This window comes from Pseudomonas sp. BAV 4579, assembly GCF_009765395.1.
GTDB lineage: Bacteria > Pseudomonadota > Gammaproteobacteria > Pseudomonadales > Pseudomonadaceae > Chryseomonas > Chryseomonas aestiva.
The window spans coordinates 1-17,369 of record NZ_WHOV01000024.1; the positions used below are offsets into that span (position 1 = coordinate 1).

The 17,369-nt window shown below is 66.9% G+C and carries 15 protein-coding genes; 3 read left to right on the forward strand and 12 right to left on the reverse strand.

Annotation, left to right across the window (positions count from 1 at the left end):
* Positions 1-133 precede the first annotated feature (133 nt).
* Positions 134-907 carry an OmpA family protein gene (locus tag GSQ95_RS07190; protein ID WP_158889511.1) on the forward strand — a complete coding sequence of 258 codons (774 nt, stop codon included), beginning with the start codon at positions 134-136 and terminating at the stop codon, positions 905-907.
* A gap of 59 nt (positions 908-966) precedes the next feature.
* On the opposite strand, the gene GSQ95_RS07195 is transcribed toward GSQ95_RS07190, so the two are convergent.
* The 5 genes from GSQ95_RS07195 to msbA form a co-directional block, all read right to left on the reverse strand.
* Positions 967-2,469: a helicase HerA-like domain-containing protein gene (locus GSQ95_RS07195; RefSeq protein ID WP_256664494.1), complete on the reverse strand. Its 1,503-nt coding sequence runs from the start codon at positions 2,467-2,469 to the stop codon at positions 967-969.
* Positions 2,470-2,519: 50 nt separating this feature from the next.
* Positions 2,520-3,947: a bifunctional D-glycero-beta-D-manno-heptose-7-phosphate kinase/D-glycero-beta-D-manno-heptose 1-phosphate adenylyltransferase HldE gene (gene hldE, locus GSQ95_RS07200; RefSeq protein WP_158889509.1), complete on the reverse strand. Its 1,428-nt coding sequence runs from the start codon at positions 3,945-3,947 to the stop codon at positions 2,520-2,522.
* A 90-nt stretch (positions 3,948-4,037) separates the two neighbouring features.
* Positions 4,038-5,453 carry a PIG-L deacetylase family protein gene (locus GSQ95_RS07205; protein ID WP_158889507.1) on the reverse strand — a complete coding sequence of 472 codons (1,416 nt, stop codon included), beginning with the start codon at positions 5,451-5,453 and terminating at the stop codon, positions 4,038-4,040.
* A gap of 1 nt (position 5,454) precedes the next feature.
* Positions 5,455-6,351 (reverse strand): GNAT family N-acetyltransferase, encoded by an 897-nt coding sequence (locus GSQ95_RS07210; RefSeq protein ID WP_158889505.1) that lies wholly within the window; start codon positions 6,349-6,351, stop codon positions 5,455-5,457.
* A complete protein-coding gene (msbA, locus tag GSQ95_RS07215) occupies positions 6,341-8,155 on the reverse strand; it encodes a lipid A export permease/ATP-binding protein MsbA (RefSeq protein WP_158889504.1) in 1,815 nt (604 codons plus the stop codon). The genes GSQ95_RS07210 and msbA overlap by 11 nt, the downstream gene beginning before the upstream one ends.
* Before the next feature lie 104 nt (positions 8,156-8,259).
* On the opposite strand from msbA, the gene GSQ95_RS07220 reads away from it, so the two are divergent.
* Entirely contained in the window at positions 8,260-8,856 is a 597-nt protein-coding gene (locus tag GSQ95_RS07220; protein WP_158889502.1) for a serine acetyltransferase, read from the forward strand.
* Here the strand turns inward: GSQ95_RS07220 and GSQ95_RS07225 are convergent.
* Both GSQ95_RS07225 and GSQ95_RS07230 read right to left on the reverse strand, forming a co-directional pair.
* Complete coding sequence (locus GSQ95_RS07225) at positions 8,831-9,670, reverse strand: glycosyl transferase (protein ID WP_158889500.1); 840 nt, start codon at positions 9,668-9,670, stop codon at positions 8,831-8,833. The two genes, GSQ95_RS07220 and GSQ95_RS07225, sit on opposite strands and share 26 nt — an antisense overlap.
* A 22-nt stretch (positions 9,671-9,692) precedes the next feature.
* Complete coding sequence (locus tag GSQ95_RS07230) at positions 9,693-10,742, reverse strand: hypothetical protein (RefSeq protein ID WP_158889498.1); 1,050 nt, start codon at positions 10,740-10,742, stop codon at positions 9,693-9,695.
* A gap of 117 nt (positions 10,743-10,859) precedes the next feature.
* Between GSQ95_RS07230 and GSQ95_RS07235 the strand changes: the two genes are divergently transcribed.
* Positions 10,860-11,501, forward strand: coding sequence for a lipopolysaccharide kinase InaA family protein (locus GSQ95_RS07235; RefSeq protein WP_158889496.1), 642 nt, complete (start codon positions 10,860-10,862; stop codon positions 11,499-11,501).
* Positions 11,502-11,508: 7 nt separating this feature from the next.
* On the opposite strand, the gene GSQ95_RS07240 is transcribed toward GSQ95_RS07235, so the two are convergent.
* From GSQ95_RS07240 to GSQ95_RS07260, 5 genes are all read right to left on the reverse strand, one after another.
* Positions 11,509-12,687, reverse strand: coding sequence for an O-antigen ligase (locus tag GSQ95_RS07240; RefSeq protein ID WP_178118348.1), 1,179 nt, complete (start codon positions 12,685-12,687; stop codon positions 11,509-11,511).
* Positions 12,681-13,412, reverse strand: coding sequence for a glycosyltransferase family 2 protein (locus GSQ95_RS07245; protein ID WP_178118350.1), 732 nt, complete (start codon positions 13,410-13,412; stop codon positions 12,681-12,683). Before GSQ95_RS07245 ends, GSQ95_RS07240 begins: the two co-directional genes overlap by 7 nt.
* 80 nt (positions 13,413-13,492) lie before the next feature.
* Positions 13,493-14,452 (reverse strand): glycosyltransferase, encoded by a 960-nt coding sequence (locus GSQ95_RS07250; RefSeq protein WP_158889492.1) that lies wholly within the window; start codon positions 14,450-14,452, stop codon positions 13,493-13,495.
* Entirely contained in the window at positions 14,449-15,582 is a 1,134-nt protein-coding gene (locus GSQ95_RS07255) for a glycosyltransferase (protein WP_133862982.1), read from the reverse strand. Before GSQ95_RS07255 ends, GSQ95_RS07250 begins: the two co-directional genes overlap by 4 nt.
* Positions 15,579-17,321 carry a carbamoyltransferase gene (locus tag GSQ95_RS07260; RefSeq protein ID WP_158889490.1) on the reverse strand — a complete coding sequence of 581 codons (1,743 nt, stop codon included), beginning with the start codon at positions 17,319-17,321 and terminating at the stop codon, positions 15,579-15,581. Before GSQ95_RS07260 ends, GSQ95_RS07255 begins: the two co-directional genes overlap by 4 nt.
* Positions 17,322-17,369: the final 48 nt, after the last annotated feature.

Sequence of the window (17,369 nt, forward strand, 5' to 3'; positions counted from 1 at the left end):
TGCCCAGAACAGCATCCAGCAGATCCGTGAGGAAGGTCAGATCAACCTGCAGCTCCAGCAGAACCTGCAGAAGAAGGTCCAGCAGTAAGCGACCGCCCCTTTCCTCCCTTCACGAATTCAAAGGACGACCATCATGCGTAAACACATTCTGATTCCTGCCGTGTCGCTGCTCAGCCTGGCCCTGGCCGCCTGTTCCACGCCGCCCAACCCGAATCTGGAACAGGCCAAGTCCGACTACTCGGCGCTGGAATCCCAGCCCCAGGCCGCCCAACTGGCCGCCCTGGAAACCAAGGACGCCGGTGCCTGGCTGCAGAAGACCGAGAAGGCCTACAAGGACGGTGAAAACGAGAAGACCGTCGACCAGCTGGCCTACCTGACCAACCAGCGCATCCAGACGGCCATGCAGACCATCAAGCTGCGCATGACCGAAGCCCAGATGCAGAATGTCGACGGCGAGCGCACCCAGGCCCGCCTGGATGCCCGTACCGCCCAGCTCAAGCAGCTGCAGGACGCCCTGCAGGCCAAGCAGACCGAGCGCGGCACCGTGGTGACCTTCGGCAACGTGCTGTTCGACTTCAACAAGGCCGAACTCAAGCCCCAGGGCTACGCCAATGCTCAGAAGCTGGCCGATTACCTGAAGCAGAATCCCGAGCGCAAGGTGATCGTCGAGGGTTACACCGACAGCGTCGGCAGCGACTCCTACAACCAGCAGCTGTCCGAGCGTCGCGCCCAGGCCATCCAGACCGCCCTGGTCAGCGCCGGCGTCGAGCCGAGCCGCATCCAGACCCGTGGCTATGGCAAGGCCTTCCCGGTGGCCAGCAACAGCAACGCCTCCGACCGCGCCCTGAATCGTCGCGTGGAAGTGACCATCTCCAACGACGCCAACCCCGTCGCCCCGCGCATGTAATGCCTGCGTGAAGCTCAAGGACCCCGCCCAGGCGGGGTCTTTTTTTGCCTGGGGTCCGGCTAGCGGCGCTTGCCACCCAGCAGGGAGCCAAGCAGCCCCCGGACCAGCTGCCGTCCGAGCTGATTGGCCGCCTGGCGCGCCGCGCTCCTGAGCGCATTGCCCGCGAGTTCGCCCACCAGATCGCCGAGGGCACCGCCCTGCCCGGCCTTGGTCTGTGCCGCTGCCGGCGCCTCCGCCGGTACCCGCTCGGCCTGACGCTCGCGCAGGATCTCGTAGGCCGATTCGCGATCCACGGCCCGGTCATAGCGACCCGCCTGGGGCGACTGGTGGATCAGCGTCTGGCGCTCGGCTTCGCTCAGCGGGCCGACCCGGGATTGCGGCGGGGCGATGGCCACGCGCTGGACCATCGCCGGCGTGCCCTTGTCTTCCAGGCTGCCCACCAGGGCTTCACCGATGCCCAGCTCGGTCAGCACCTGCAGGCTGTCGAACGCCGGATTGGGCCGGAAGCCGTCGGCCACCGCGCGCAGGGCCTTCTGCTCCCGGGCGGTGAAGGCGCGCAGGCCGTGCTGGATACGCAATCCCAGCTGGGCGAGGATGGCGTCCGGCAGGTCGCTGGGCGACTGGGTGACGAAATAGACGCCGACGCCCTTGGAGCGGATCAGTCGCACCACCTGCTCCAGGCGATCGCGCAGGGCCTTGGGGGTCTCGCCAAACAGCAGATGGGCCTCGTCGAAGAACAGCGCCAGCACCGGCTTATCGGCATCGCCGCGCTCGGGCAGTTGCTCGAACAGCTCGGCCAGCAGCCAGATCAAGAAGGTGGCATAGACCTTGGGCGCCTCGTGCACCAGGCGACTGGCGTCGAGCAGATGGATGCGTCCGCGGCCGTCGGCCTCCGGGCGCAGCACGTCTTCCAGTTGCAGCGCCGGCTCGCCGAAGAAGGCCTCGGCGCCCTGCTGTTCCAGGGTCGCCAGCCGCCTTAGCAGCGCCTGGGCCGAGGCGCCGGCGAACAGCGCGCGGTCTTCACCCAGGGCCTCGGGCTGTTCGCGCAGGTGATTGAGGACCGCCTTGAGGTCCTTGAGATCGAGCAGCAGCAGTCCTTCGCGATCGGCCACCTTGAAGGCGGCGTGCAAGGCGGCCTGCTGGCTGTCGGTCAGTTCCAGCAGGTTGCCCAGCAACAGTGGGCCCATCTCGCTCAGGGTGGTACGCAGCGGATGGCCGCGCTTGCCGTCGACGTCCCAGAGGGTGACCGGATAGGCCCGGGGCTGGTGCGGCAGACCCTGGGCGGCGATGCGCTCGGCCAGCTTGCCCTGGGGCGCGCCAGCCGCGCCGAGGCCGCAGAGATCGCCCTTGATGTCGGCGGCGAAGACGGCGACGCCGGCGTCGCTGAAGGCTTCGGCGAGGCGCTGCAGGGTCACGGTCTTGCCGGTGCCGGTGGCGCCGGCGATCAGACCGTGCCGATTGGCCAGCTTGAGCGGGTGACCGAGCGGTTGGCCCGCGTGCGGGGCGGTGTTCGGGTCGGCAGAAACGGCAGTACCAAGGATCAGCAGGGGCGTCGAGGGCATGGCGCAGCTCCGTAGCGGTTCTGCGCCCAGCTTAACCCGGGAGTCCGCGCTCAGGTACGGTTGCGGATCCGCTCGACGATGGCGGTGGTGGAGCTGTTTTCCACCAAGCCGAGGATACGTACCTCGCCACCATAGGCCTGCACGATCTGGGCGCCGACCACCTCTTCGACGCTCTTGTAGTCACCACCCTTGACCAGCACATCCGGACGTACCTGCTCCAGCAGGCGCTCCGGGGTGTTCTCGCTGAAGGGGATGACCCAGTCCACCGCGCCTAGGCCGGCCAGCACCGCCATGCGCCGGTCGACGCTGTTGATCGGTCGGCCCGGCCCCTTGAGGCGGGTCACGGAGGCGTCGTCGTTGACCGCCACGATCAGGCGATCGCCCTGGGCCCGCGCCTGTTCCAGATAAGTCACGTGACCGGCGTGGAGGATGTCGAAGCAGCCGTTGGTGAAGACGATCTTCTCGCCATGGGCGCGGGCGTCCTCGATGGCCAGCTGCAGCTGCTCCAGGGTCAGGACGCCGCGCTCGGAGCCTTCCGAACGCTGCACCGCTCGCCGCAGCTCGGGGGCGCTGATGGCGGCGGTACCCAGCTTGCCGACGACGATGCCGGCGGCCAGGTTGGCCAGCCCCACGGCCTGGGGCAGGTCTTCACCGGCGGCCAGGGCAGCGGCCAGGGTGGAGATCACGGTGTCGCCCGCGCCGGTGACATCGAACACCTCGCGTGCGCGCGCAGGCAGGTGCAGGGCCGGTTGAGCGGGACGCAGCAGGGTCATGCCGTGCTCGCCGCGGGTCACCAGCAGCGCCCCCAGATCCAGGCGCGCCATCAACTCGCTGCCCTTGGCCACCAGCTCGGCGTCGTCGGCGCAGACGCCGACGATGGCTTCGAATTCGGAGAGATTCGGCGTGATCAGGCTGGCGCCGCGATAGATGGAAAAGTCCTTGCCCTTGGGATCGGCCAGCACCGGGATGTTGCGCGCCCGGGCCAGCTGGATGAGGGCCTGGTGATTCTTCAGGGCGCCCTTGCCGTAGTCGGACAGCACCAGTACCTTGACCCCGGCCAGCATGGCGGCGGTGTCCGAGGCCAGCGCCTGGGCATCGGTGTCGAAGGGCTCTTCGAAGTCGACCCGGATCAGTTGCTGATGGCGACTCATGATGCGCAACTTGACGATGGTCGGCTGCTGGGCGATGCGCTGGAAGCGCACCTGAACATGGGCCGCTCTCAGGCTGTCGGTGAGGGCATCGGCGGCTTCGTCCTGGCCGGTGACGCCGACCAGATAGGCCGGCGCGCCCAGGGCGGCGATGTTGAGGGCGACGTTGGCCGCGCCACCGGGACGATCCTCGTGCTGGTCGACGCGCACCACGGGTACCGGTGCCTCGGGCGAGATCCGCGAGGTGGTGCCGTGCCAGTAGCGGTCGAGCATCACGTCGCCGACCACCAGGACCGGCGCGAGATCGAAGCGAGGCATGGTCAGCTTCATAGGGACAGGCTCCAAAGCGCGAAAATGGCGGCGATCATAGCATAGGGGCTCAGGCGTCCCGGAAGCGCCTGCCAGCGGGAGACGCCGGGTTCAGAGCTCGTCGCGGCGGTCTATCCAGAACAGCTCGTGACGGCGTACGGCCTTGCGAAAGAACTCGTCTTCGCCGGTGCGCGGCCAGCGGCGACCAGCCAGCAGCCACTGGATGGCCCGACGCAGGCGTTTCTTCGCCGGCAGCGGCACCAGCAGGTCGTGTTGCATACCCAGGGCCATGGCCTTGTCCAGCCGCCGCTCGGGGGTCAGCAACGGACTCCAGGGCACCAGGGGCGCGGGCGTCTCGATGGCCGGCGGCAGGGCGATGCCGCCTTCGGCCGGGCCCATGGGCCAGCGGTCGTTGTCGTGCAGGTGGTTGGCGTAGAGCAGTTCGAGTTCGGGCTGCCACTGGCTCAAGGTCAGGGCTTCGCGCAGGGCCTGGGTACTGGCCACGTGATCGGCATGGGGATCGATCTGCGGATGCGGCAGCACCACCACCTCGGGACGGAAGTGCTCCAGCAGGGCCACTAGATCGGCCACCAGATTGCGCCAGGTGGGGGCGCCGTCGACATCGCCGGGCAGTTGCAGGGGATTGTGGCGCCGGGCGCTGCGCACATCGTCGTCGCCGGACTCGCGGGAGCCGAAGGCGTCTTGCGGCGCCTGGCGCATGGCCGGCAATTGCAGGCAGTAGTAGCCCAGCTGCACGCAGCGCTCCGGCGGTACCCCACCCCACAGCGGCGTGACCAGGCTGTCCCAGGTGCGCAGCCGGCCCTTGAGCCGGGCCGCGGCCTGGCGATCGAGGCCCAGGCGCTGGTAGTGCCCGGCCTCGATCTCACCCTGGGTCAGGGTGACGATGCTGGCTTCCCGCGCCTGGCTGTAGAGGCCGAACGCCGCCAGTTCGGCATCGTCGGCGTGGGGCGCGATGACCATGACGCTCTTGCTGCGAAAATCCGGCTGGGCGAAGACGTGCAGGCGCAACTCGCCCTGCAACCGGCAGAAGCGCGTCCAGAGGTGCAGTTCGCCACGCCGCAGGGCCTCGGCGTAGCCACTGAGATTGACATAGCGCCGCCCGGCCACGCCGCGCTCGAAGTCCTGGCGATCGCCTTCGTCACCGGCGCGCAGGTGCACCCGGGGATCCAGCAGGCGACCGAGCCAGCCCGCCCGCAGCCGACCTTCCAGGAACAGCGTCAGCTCGCCCGGCGGCAATTCCACCGCGGCCAGTCGACCGTGCTCCAGATGCAGGCCCAGCACCAGGGTGTCGGCAGGGAACTGGTAGCTGTAGTTGTCGCGCGGCGAATAGAAGAGATGATCGGCGAACCAGGCCTCGTGGCCGAGCCAGACCAGCAGCGCCAGCAGCGGCGCGCTCCACCAGGGCCCGAGCGCCAGGCAACCGAGCAGCACGACGGCGATGACCGCCAGGACCAGCCGCTTGTGGCGGCGGTGACGCTTGAGCAGGGTTTGTTTGCGGGCGGTCATCTCAGCTCTCGAAGACGGTGACGCGATGGCACCAGCGGTCCTTGTAGTCGCGATCGGCGCGGCCGAAGGAGTAGCGCAACGCCTTGCCGAGGGCGCGGGCATCCTGCCAGGCGGCCTGGGTGTTCAGATAGGTGAGGACGCTGCCGGGACTCAGGTCGCTGGCAGCGGGATCGACACCGCCGTTGACGTATTCGACGCTGATCCAGTCGGGCGCCTCCACCCGATAGAGCACCTGGATCGCCACCGGACGCTCGCCGAGCATGAGCAGCGAACCGGTCATGAATTCCCGCAGCAGACCGAACACCTCGGCCAGCCGGGCCTTGCCCGGCACCTCGAAGCCCCAGCGCGCCTCGAACAGCTCGGCATAGATCCGTGCCTGCTCGGCGCTATCCAGCTCGGCCATGGGGACCACGCGGCCACCGGCGTCCTCGAACAGGCGCTGCTCGCGACGCTGGTTGTAGCGGAATTTCTTCGACCAGGCTTCCGGCTCGCGGAGCATCGCCAGTTCTTCGCTCTGCCGGCGCAGACCGGCGAAACGCTCGTCGCACAGGGGCGACAGATAGCGGGCGCGCTGCCGCAGGGGCGCCGCGCTACCCGGGGCGGCGGGCAGGATGATCTCGGCGTTGCCCAGGTCGAACAGGGCACGCTGGCGGCGCTTCTTCAGCACCGTACGCGACAGCGCCAGCTCGCGCCCCCAGCAGGGCACCGCGGCCTGCAGGCCATCCGCGCCGGGCCAGCCCAGGTAGCGCACCGGAATGCCGGCCAGTTCGGCCAGGCGGGCGATGACCTCCGGGTGGCTGGCGACGCTGCCGCCATGGCGCTGCCAGGCGGCGGCGTAGTCGGCGGCGGAAATGGTCATCCAGCCGCGTTCGCGCCAGAATCGGAACCTATTCAGCATGGGAGGCGGGCGTCGCGGGAGCGACGTCCTCGAATTGCTTGGCGTGCAGGCGCGCATAGTAGCCGTTCAGCGCCAGCAGCTCGCCATGGCTGCCACGCTCGACGATGCGGCCATGGTCCATCACCAGGATCAGGTCGGCCTTCTCGATGGTGGAGAGGCGGTGGGCGATCACCAGGGTGGTCCGGCCCTGCATGACGCGGTCCAGCGCTGCCTGGATGTGCCGCTCGGATTCGGTGTCCAGCGCCGAGGTGGCCTCGTCGAGGATCAGCAGCGGCGCGTTCTTCAGCAATGCCCGGGCGATGGCCAGGCGCTGGCGCTGGCCGCCGGAGAGCAGCACGCCGTTCTCGCCGACCTGGGTGTCGTACTGCTGCGGCAGGCGCTGGATGAATTCGTCGGCATAGGCTGCCTCGGCCGCCGCCATCACCTGCTCCATCGGCGCCCCGGCCAGATCGCCATAGGCGATGTTGTTGGTGACGCTGTCGTTGAACAGGGTGACGTGCTGGGTCACCAGGGCGATGTGCCGGCGCAGATTGTTCAGCCGATAGTCCTGGATCTCCAGGCCGTCGAGGAGGATCTCGCCCTGCTCGTGCTGGTAGAAACGAGGGATGAGGTTGGCCAGGGTCGACTTGCCGCTGCCGGACCGGCCCACCAGGGCCACCATCTGGCCGGGCTCGGCGACGAAATCGATGCCTTCCAGCACCGGCTTGTCGGTGCCCGGGTAGCGGAAGGTCAGGTTGCGCACCTCCAGCCGACCCTGGACGCGCTCGCGTTCTTCACGGCCGTCGTCGCGTTCGGCGGGCTCGTCGAGCTGCTCGAAGATGCTTTCCGCACCGGCCACGCCGCGCTGGATGGTGGAGCTGACCTCGGAGAGCTGGCGGATCGGCTTGGGCAGCAGGCCGGCCATGGTGATGTAGGCCACCAGGTCACCGGCGGAGGCTTCGCCGCGCAGCCAGAGCACCAGGAACATCAGCACCGCCATGGCCGAGTAGATGACCAGCTGCAGCATGGGCGTATAGACCGCGCCGGTCTTGGTCATGGTCAGCTGCTTGTCGGTGTTGGCCAGACTGGAATCGAGGAAGCGCCGTTGCTCGTAGGTCTCGCCGCCAAAGCTGCGCACCACCCGATAGCCCTGGATGGCCTCGGAGGTGATGTGGGTGACGTCGCCCATGGCCGACTGGATCTTGCTGCTCTGCTTGCGGAACTTGCGACTGGCGCTGGTCACCATCAGGGCGATCAGCGGCAGGATGGCCACCATCACCAGGGTCAGCTTCCAGTTCATCCACAGCAGCGAGGCGAACAGGAAAACCACGGTCATGCCTTCGCGGATCACCACCTTGATCGCCTCGGTGGCGGCACCGGTCACCATGGTGACGTTGAAGGTGATGCGCGAGATCAGGTGACCCGAGTTGTTGGCGTCGAAGTAGCGATTGGGCAGGCGCAGCATGTGATTGAACAGCGCCACCCGCAGGTCGTGCACCAGGCCGAGGGAAACCCGCGCCAGGAAGTAGTTGCCGAGGAAGGAACCGACCCCCTGCCAGGCGGCGATCAGGATGATCATCAGCGGCACCGCCTGCACCAGGTGCAGGCCACCGACGATGGGCCAGCCCGGAAACATAGAGGCGTTGGGGTTGTTCAGGCCATCGACGAAATACTTGAGGATGCCCGCCAGCATCGGCTGGGTGGAGGCGAAGATCAGAAAGCCGACGATACTCAGGGCGAACATGCCGATGTAGGGCCGCACGTAGCCGAGCAGGCGGAAGTAGATCTTCAGACTGGAAGTCTGCGCAGGGGAGTCTTGGCTCATGGTCTCGTCGTGACGCAAAAGCGCCATGTTAACACGCACCCGCCGCTGACCCAGCGGCGGGATTTTCCGCTAGGCTTGCCCTCCCCTGCTCCGGAACGCCCGTCATGCCGCCGCTCATCGCCACCTATGCCGAACTCAAGGACTACTGGCGTGTGGAGGTGCTGGATGCACCCGGCAAACCCTTGCGCCTCAAGCGCCTGTTCCGGCGCGTGACGGCGGGAGAGAGCCCGAGCTTTCTGTTCTGGTATCGCCTGGCGCAATTCCTCTATTGCCGGCCGCGTGGCCTGCTCAACTACCGCAAGCTGGCCGAGCGCATCAATCGTCGGCTGATTCGCCAGCACAACATCGAGATCCTGCTGGGTGCGCGCATCGGCCCTGGGTTGCGGCTGCCCCATCGCATGGGCATCTGCGTATCGAATCTGGCGGTGATCGGACGCAACGTGATGATCCGCCAGCACACCACCATCGGTATCAAGAGCGACGACCCGGCGCAACTCGTGGGCATCTTCATCGGTGACAACGTCAGCCTCGGCGCCCACGTCTGCATCGTCGGCGACCACCTGACCATCGGGCACAACGTGGTGGTCGGCGCCGGCGCCCTGGTGATGCGCGACATCCCCGCCGACAGCCTCTACTACAGTCGCCACGAGGCGGTGATCCGGTCGCTGCCGGGCGCTACGCCCGGGGATGGCGCCCCCTGAGGATGGTCCGCAGCATCTGCGGCAGCACGCCGTACAGATACAGTCGATTGCCCAGCAACTGCCGCCCCAGGTAGCGCAGCACCTTGCCGCGCGAGGCGCCCTTGTAGTGCAGGCGCAGCAGCAGGGCGACATAGAATTTCTCGATGTCGCGAAAGCGCCGCTGGGCCGGAGTTTCCGCTTCCAGCTCGGACAGCGAATGGTCGAGGATGCCCGCGCAGCGCAGCGCCACCGGCTCGTCCCGCGCCAGCGCCTGCACCCGCAGGAAAAAGGACACATCGACGCCATAGAGGGCGAAGCGCTCGTCGAAGACATCGCCGTGGCGGGCGGCGATACGCGCGGCCAGGCCCTGCGTCAGGCACAGGCCCGAACTGATGGTCACGGTGGCCTGGGGATCCAGGGGTCCCTCTGCGGTCACCACCGCCTTGTACTGATGGGGATAGCGGATGGCGCCCGCCCCCAGCACCAGGGGCACCAGCAACTCGGCGTCCTGGCCAAGCGCCTGTAGAAAGCGCCCGTCCACCACGGTGTCCTGGTCGAAGATCACCAGGCGCTCGGCGCCCAGCCGCAGTGCCTGGTTGTAGACCCGACTCAAGGGCGGATTGCCGAGATCTTCCTCGATCAGGACCTCCGTCCAACCCGGGGCCGCCAGCAGCGACTGGCGCTCCGCGGCCGTCAGCGTGCGGGGGCCATTGTTCCAGACCAGCAGGGCACTGTCGGCCGGCAGGCTGGCCGGGGGCTGAGCCAGCAGGCTGTCGAGGGTGGCCGACTCCCCGGGACGTAAGCCATAGAGGACGACGAGAAAGAGCGTTCGCATGGAATTTCCTGGGGATGGCGGCCTAGCCGCGCACCCGCTTGCGCAGGTAGTCGAGGGCCGCGCCGGCTTCGTCGGCCAGGTGCGGACGCGGCAGGTCGTTGGGCCAGATGCCTTCGGCGAAGGCCTGGCGATCGCCGCCGCCGAGACGCTCGCTCAGCGCCCGCTCCCACCAGACGTGACGACAGGCACGGGCGTAGCTGTCCTGGGGCGCCAGGCAGCCATAGAGCAGCTTGCGCCCCAGGCTCGCGCGCTGCTTGTCCAGCCCGGCCAGCTGCCACTTCACCCGCAACCGGGTCCAGACATCGGGCAGCGGCTTGGTCAGGGGCACCTCCTGCCAGTGCTGCTGCAGCGCCGGCGAATAGTCTTCGCCATAGCGCTCGAAGAAGTGCGCCAGCATGAAGTGCAGAAAGCGCTTTTCCGCGTAGTAGTGGCGCACCGGACCGCGCGCCTCGCCGATGGCCAGATCCGCCAGGCTGAACGACAGGGCGATCTGCTCCAGGGTATGGACCTCCTCGTCGTGGCCATGCCAGTCGTCGATCAGGGCGATGGCCCGCTCGACCCGCGGCAGATGACTGCATGCCAGACCGCAGACGCCGCTGTTGTAGAGCCGGGTCTCTTCCGCCGGCTCCTGGCCACGCGCAGCCAGGGCGGCGGCGAAACGGGCGAATTCCGGGCGGGTACGGGCCTTGCGCCAGGACCACTCCTCGATGTCCAGCAGCCCACGCTGCTCATCGATGCCATCGAACAGCGCGGCCAGCGGCGTCTGGACCACGGTATCGCTGTCGAGGAACAGGGTCTTGTCGGCGGCGGGCAGCGCCCAGGCGATGGCGCAGGCCTTGCTGCGATGCAGATAGCCGTGCTGCCCCTGCCAGGCCTTGAGCGTCGCTCCCTCGATGGCCACTACTTCCACCGGCCAGCCGCGATAGTCCTGCGGCCGATCGGTCAGGATACGGAGGGCGATGTCCTGGCCCTGGCGCCAGTGCAGGGCGCTGAGCAGGCTGAACTTCAGCTCCTGCCGATAAGCCTGGGCACCGCCGTAGACGAAATATAGGAGTTGGCGTGTGGGGCGCATGTAAAGCTGCCGGCAAAAATCTGATTCTAGCAACAAGCGGCCGGATAGGTCGCAGGGGTCACTTCACAGCCTGCCACCTTCGGGTAACATGCACGCCCTGACGTTGACGGGTCCTGCATGAAGCCTCTCGAACATTCGCGCTATCTCGAATTGCGCGACGCCGCCCAGGTAGTGGAAGCCGATCACCATGGCGACAAGGTCCTGCGCCTCACCGATGGCAGCTATCTCAAGCTCTTTCGCCGCAAGCGGCTGTTGACCTCGGCGGCGCTGTTTCCCTATGCCCAGCGCTTTGCCGACAACGCCCGCCAACTGGCCGAGCGCGGCATTCCCTGTCCGCAGGTGCTGGAGGTCTATCGCGCCGCCTCGCTGCAGCGCGATCTGGTGCACTACAGCCCGCTGCCGGGCGCCACCCTGCGCCAGCTACGGACCTCGAGCGAGGCCGCGGCGCTGCGCCCCGCCCTGGGTCGCTTCATCGCCGAATTGCACGACAGCGGCGTCTACTTCCGCTCGCTGCACCTGGGCAACGTGGTGCTGACGCCGGAAGGCGAACTGGGCCTGATCGACATCGCCGATCTGCGCTGTCATGCGCGGCGTCTGCCGCTGCGCCTGCGGGTGCGCAACTTCCATCACCTGCTGCGCTACGGCGAAGACCGCGACTGGCTGTTCGAGCCCGGTCGCGAACCCTTCCTCAGGGCCTATGCCGAGGCGTGCCGCCAGCCCCTGGACTGGCGCGAACTCGACCGTCAGCTGCAGGACTAGCTCAGGACTAGACCGGCACCGCCCGTCCCAGCGCCAGCTTGCGCCGGCGCTGCACCTCGGCGCCAACGATCAGCGCCGCGGGCAACAGCACCAGCGGCCACAACTCGTCCGGATTGCCGATCAGCTTGGCGCCGTCGAAATTGAGCATCAGCAGGGCCACCACCAGATAGAGTCCCCAGGGATCGCGCTGGCGCAGGGCCGCGCCCAGGCTGGCCAGCATCAGCACGCCGAAGATCAGCAGCGACACCAGGCCGGTGTAGATGCCGAAGGAGACGAAGATGTTGTGCGGATGCTGGATGGCTTCGGTGCCATGCAGCAGGTCGTGACTCTGGTAACCCAGGCCGCAGCCCAGCCACCAGCCGCAGGACTCCCAGTCCTTGATCATGAAGTGGAACAGCTCGATGCGTCCGGAATCCGCCCGGCCCCAGAAGGCGACGAACCAGGCTTCGGTATGCACCACCTGGACCACCCCGGCGATCAGGGCACTGACCAGCACGACCAGCGCCAGGGTGCGCAGCGGAAAGCGCGGAAAGGCGAACAGTACGCCGAGGGCGGCCAGGAAGCCGATGCCCACCAGGCCGGTACGGGTCTGCAGGGCGAAGGAGATGCCGACGATGCTGACCACCACCGCCGCCAACAACTCGATCCAGCGCCGCTCACGGATCCAGGTGGGGGCGGCCAGGCCGCCCAGGCAGACCATCCAGATGCTTACATAGATGGGATTGGAGATGCGTCCCGGCAGGTGGATCACCCGCTGGCCGACGGCATAGTGACCGGTCAGCCAAAACACCAGGCTGGAGCCCACGGCATAGGCGCAGACCACCCAGAAGGCCAGGCGCACGAAACCAGGGCGACGAAAGAAGTCGCCGTCCACCAGGCAGGCCACGGTCAGTACGAACAGCAGCACATAGAGGATGTGCTTGAAGAACTGCCCCTCCTCGGCCCGTGCCCCCGGCACGATGAACCAGGCGAGAAACACCAGCCAGAGCAGCAGCAGCGGCGAACGCCAGTCGATCAGCCGCGGCCGCAGGACGAAAAGGATCAGCGCCGGCAGGGCGATCGCCGCATAGAAGTAGCTGTTGATCCACTTGGCCGTGGGGATGCACAGGTAGGCGGCCATGAACACCAGCACCGCCAGGGTGAAATAACGGCTGTGCTGCAGGCGATCGAGCAGGGGTGTCACCACAACAGGGCTCCCAGGAGTGCGCCGACCAGGAAGGCCAGTGCCAGTTTGATGCGTTCCATGCGCCGGCGCTTCTGCCTGTCGTTGCGATCCTTGTCGCTGACCACGTGCTGGCCGAAGCCGATGTGCAGCACGGCATCGTTTTCCAGGATCAGCGCGTGGCGCTGGGCGTCGGCATAGCGGCGGGACAGTTCCTTCTCGCCGCTCAGGTCGCCATAGGGGGCGTGCAGCAGGTAGTCGGCACGCCGGCGCAGACCGGGATTGAAGGAAAAGCCCTGCCATTCGGGCTTGTGCGAGCCGACTTCATGGAAGGCGATGCCGGCATGCACCTGCCGCGGCTTGAGATAGACGTAGGGGCTGTGGATCGCCAGGTCATGGGCATGGCTGCGCAGCCAGACCTGCAGCGCCTGGGGATCGGCCTCCAGCAGCGCCTGGGAATCCTCGATGAAGCCGGGGCGATAGAAGGCCCAGTCGTCTTCACAGTGGAAGATCCAGCTGGTCTCGACCCGGGCATAGGCGGCGTCGACGCTGCGCATCTGGCCAAGCTTGGGATTGTTGACGATGAACTCGGTATGTTCGCGCCAATGGGCGGGGATGCAATCCCGTACCGCCTCGTCGCCGGAGTCCTCGGTGATGAAGACGCGGCGGATGGGCGCGGTGTTGAATTCGTCGAAGGTCGCCAGCGTCTGCCGCAGCAGATCGAAGCGCCCGCAACTGGTGACGACCATGGAGATGTCGCTGTCGGCGGAAAACTGCACGTTCTACCCTTTCTGCCAGTTGAGTCGAAAGCCGGACCTCGGGCAGCGCATCAGCGTCCCAGCCTGCCGAGCAGGCGGTGCAGGAACCCCGGAGCGACTGCCGGTCGCAGCGCTGGGGTTATAGCCGAAACGATGCGCTCACCCAAGTGGCCGAAAGCGAAAGAGTGACGCGCCAGGGCCTCTCCAGCCCTGGCGATGGCCGCGGCGTGCGCCGGATCGCCACGCAGCCGGGCGAGTTTCTCGCGCAACTCGTCCAGCGAGCGATAGAGCACCACGTTGACGCCATCCGCGAAACCCAGGGCGCGGTTCTCCTCTTCACCCTGATCGAAGGTGAAGAGCACGCAGCCGCAGGCCATGGCCTCGAAGTTCTTGATCATGTATTCGCCCATGCCGACATCGGCGCCAACGAAGTAGCGGATGCGGTTGAGGGTCTGCAGGTATTCGTCGCCCGAGCGGGTCTTGGTGATCAATAGCGGCTCGACCCTAGCCAGGTCTTCCAGCAATTGCTTGCGCCCGCTGTAGGCCACGCTGCCGAGGCTGCCGACGAAGCCCAGTTCGATGTCGCGTTCGAGCCCCAGGTCGCGCAGGCGGCTGTCGTCGTAGCCCTTGGGCACGAAGTGGGCGTCCACCCCCTCCTCCTGCAGCCGCCGCGCCACCCCGGCGCCGGAGACCAGCACCCGGACATGGGGCATGGCCCGGTAGTAGCGGCTGAATTTGCCGGTGTACTTGCAGGGGATGAAATTCTGGTAGGCGTCGTGCTCCAGTTCCACCAGATTGGGCAGGCTGCGGATGAAGGCGACCTGCCTGAGCTGCTTCTTGAATCTGAGAAACAGCAGGATGCGATCGTATTGCTCGGGCTGGGGCACCGCGCGGCGGAAATAGCCGCGCAGATCGGCCTGTTCCTCGTCACTCAGCCAGCGCAGGTCACAGTCGCAGTGGGCGGCGATGCTGGCATAGAAGTGGTCCAGCAGGATGCGTTGCTCCTTCTGGACCAGGAACAGGACTTTCACGGCGCCGGGGCCTTGAAGGCGGCGACCATCGGCAGCCGCCAGAAGTCGCGGCGCACCGCTTCGTCGGAGAAGCGTTCGGCCAGGCGCTCGCGCATGTGCTGCACGCAGGCGCGTCTCTGGCTCGGCGCCAGACGGCCGAGGTGCTGCAGGCCCTGGCCGAGGGCTTCGGCGTCGCCCAGGGGAAAGAGGAAGCCGACCCCCTCGACGATCTCCCGGGCGCCGCCGCAGGAGGTGGCGATCAGCGGGACGCCGGCGGCCATGGCCTCCAGCAGGACCATGCCGAAGGGCTCGTGGTCGGAACTCAGGGCGAAGACGTCGAAAGCCTTGAAATAGCGCCGGGCGCCGTCCACCTGACCAAGGAATAGCACCCGGTCGGCGATGGCCAGTTCGCGGGCCAGGTCCTTGAGGTCTTCCTCCAGGCGGCCCTTGCCGAGGATCGCCAGCAGGGCATTGGCCGGCAGATTCGGCAGGGCGGCGGCGAAGCCGCGCAGCAGGGTGGCCTGGTCCTTGTCCGGGTGCAGGCGACCGACGTTGCCGACGATCCAGGCGTCCTGGGGCAGCTTGAGCCCGGCGCGGGCCTCGTCGGCCGGCAGCAGTTCGCGTTCCACCGCCTCGACGTCCAGACGGTTGTAGAGGGTCTCGATGCGCTCGGCCGGCCAGTCCTTGAGGCGCTGGCGCAACTCGTCGCGCACCGCGTCGGAGACGCCCAGCAGGGTCAGGCGCTTGCTCATCAGCTTGGCGAACAGCCGCCGGCCGAGCCGGTCGTAGTCGCCAAAGGCATGGTGGACGCCGATCACCGGGAGGTTGGTGGCCAGACAGGCGATCCAGATCGGCTTGAATCTATGGGCGATGACGAAGCGGATACCGCGCGAGCGGACGATCTCGCGCAGCGCCTGGATGGCGCCGAGCTTGAGTCCGCGCACGTCCTTGGAGGAGTACTCGAGGAACAGCACCTCGTCGCTGCCGCAACCGGCGGCCACCTCGGCATCGGCCGTGCCGGTGAGAAAGACCGTGGTGACACGATAGCCGCTGCCCGCGAAGAGGCTGGCGGTCTGGCGGGCGCAGTCGAGGAAGGGACCGTCGTAGCCATGACAGAACTGCAGCACCCGCGGTTCGGCGGAACGCGTCATAGCCCGGCCCCCTCCTTGATCACCAGGACGTCTTCCATGATCAAGTACTGCAGGTCCGAGCCGAAGAACATGTTCAGGGCGTCGGTGGGCGAGCAGACCATGGGTTCGCCGCGGCGGTTGAGCGAGGTATTGAGGGAAACGCCGTTGCCGGTGAGCTTTTCCAGCTCGACCATGAGGTCGTACCAGCGCGGATTGTGCCGGCGCTCCAGCACCTGGGCGCGGGAGGTGCCGTCTTCGTGGACCACCTCGGGCACCCGGTTCTTCCACTCGTCATTGACCTCGAAGGTAAAGGTCATGAAGGGCGAGGGATGGTCGACCTTGAGCATCTGCGGCGCCACGGTATCGAGCATGGACGGGCAGAAGGGCCGCCAGCGCTCGCGGAACTTGATCTGGGCGTTGATGCGATCGGCCACGCCCGGCACGCTGGGGCAGCCGATGATGGAGCGACCGCCCAGGGCGCGCGGACCGAACTCCAGCCGGCCCTGGAACCAGGCCACCGGATTGCCGGCCACCATGATCTCGGCGATGCGCCGGGGCATGTTGTCGATCCGCTCCCACTTGGGTGCGTTGGGATGGCGGGCGCAGGCGGCGATGACGTCTTCGTTGCTGTAGCCGGGGCCGAGATAGACGTGCTCCATCTTCTCCACCGGCACGCCACGGGCGTGGGAGACATAGGCGGCAGCGCCGACGGCGGTCCCGGCGTCGCCCGAGGCGGGCTGGACGAACAGCTCCTTGACCTCGGGACGGGCGATGATCTTCTGGTTGAGCTTGACGTTGAGCGCGCAGCCGCCGGCAAAGGCGATCTTCCCGGTCTGGCGGATGATGTCGCCCAGGTAGTAGTCCATCATCTCCAGCGCCAGGCGTTCGAACAGTGCCTGCATGCTGGCGGCATAGTGGATGTAGGGATCGTCGGCGATGTCGCCTTCACGCTTGGGCCCCAGCCACTCGATCAGCTTGGGCGAGAAGTAGTAGCCTTTGCCCTTTTCCTTGTAGCGGCGGAAGCCGATGACGTTGGCGTAGTCGGTGTTGATGATCAGCTCGCCGTTCTCGAATTTCGCCAGGCGCGAGAAATCGTACTTGCTGGCATCGCCATAGGGCGCCATGCCCATGACCTTGAATTCGCCGTCGAGCATCTCGAAGCCGAGGAATTCGGTGAGGGCGCCATAGAGGCCACCCAGGGAGTCCGGGTCGTAGAACTCCTTGATCTTGTGGATCTTGCCGTTTTCGCCGTAGCCGAAGAAGGTGGTGGCGTACTCGCCCTTGCCGTCGATGCCGAGGATCGCGGTCTTTTCGCTGAAACCCGAGCAGTGATAGGCACTGGAGGCATGGGCCAGGTGGTGCTCGACGGCTTCCAGCTTGACCTTCTTCAGGTCGAAGCCGAGCTGCATCAGGCACCACTCGATGCGCTTCTGATAGCGGTGGTAGCGACGATTGCCGAACAGGATGGCATCCAGGGCGCGATCCGGGGCGTAGGCGTAACGCTTGGCGTAGTGCCAGCGGGCTTCGCCGAAGAGACTGATAGGCGCATAGGGAATGGCCACCACGTCGACATCGGCGGGGCTGATCCCGGCCTGTTCCAGGCAGAACTTGGCCGACTCGTAGGGCATGCGATTCTTGGCATGCTTGTCGCGCACGAAGCGTTCTTCTTCCACCGCGGCGATCAGCTTGCCGTCGATATAGAGCGCGGCGGAGGGATCGTGGCTGAGGGCGCCGGACAGGCCAAGGACGGTCAGGGACACAGGTAAAGCCTCTGTACAGGGCGAAGCCAGAGGAGTTCGCCGGGGTTT

Excerpts from the sequence above, each read along its gene's own strand:
- GSQ95_RS07195 (WP_256664494.1), bottom strand. The coding sequence starts at position 2,469 with ATGCCCTCGACGCCCCTGCTGATCCTTGGTACTGCCGTTTCTGCCGAC.
- GSQ95_RS07225 (WP_158889500.1), bottom strand. The coding sequence starts at position 9,670 with ATGCGAACGCTCTTTCTCGTCGTCCTCTATGGCTTACGTCCCGGGGAG.
- GSQ95_RS07190 (WP_158889511.1), top strand. The coding sequence starts at position 134 with ATGCGTAAACACATTCTGATTCCTGCCGTGTCGCTGCTCAGCCTGGCC.
- hldE (WP_158889509.1), bottom strand. The coding sequence starts at position 3,947 with ATGAAGCTGACCATGCCTCGCTTCGATCTCGCGCCGGTCCTGGTGGTC.
- GSQ95_RS07255 (WP_133862982.1), bottom strand. The coding sequence starts at position 15,582 with ATGACGCGTTCCGCCGAACCGCGGGTGCTGCAGTTCTGTCATGGCTAC.
- GSQ95_RS07235 (WP_158889496.1), top strand. The coding sequence starts at position 10,860 with ATGAAGCCTCTCGAACATTCGCGCTATCTCGAATTGCGCGACGCCGCC.
- GSQ95_RS07245 (WP_178118350.1), bottom strand. The coding sequence starts at position 13,412 with ATGGTCGTCACCAGTTGCGGGCGCTTCGATCTGCTGCGGCAGACGCTG.
- GSQ95_RS07205 (WP_158889507.1), bottom strand. The coding sequence starts at position 5,453 with ATGACCGCCCGCAAACAAACCCTGCTCAAGCGTCACCGCCGCCACAAG.
- msbA (WP_158889504.1), bottom strand. The coding sequence starts at position 8,155 with ATGAGCCAAGACTCCCCTGCGCAGACTTCCAGTCTGAAGATCTACTTC.
- GSQ95_RS07230 (WP_158889498.1), bottom strand. The coding sequence starts at position 10,742 with ATGCGCCCCACACGCCAACTCCTATATTTCGTCTACGGCGGTGCCCAG.
- GSQ95_RS07220 (WP_158889502.1), top strand. The coding sequence starts at position 8,260 with ATGCCGCCGCTCATCGCCACCTATGCCGAACTCAAGGACTACTGGCGT.
- GSQ95_RS07210 (WP_158889505.1), bottom strand. The coding sequence starts at position 6,351 with ATGCTGAATAGGTTCCGATTCTGGCGCGAACGCGGCTGGATGACCATT.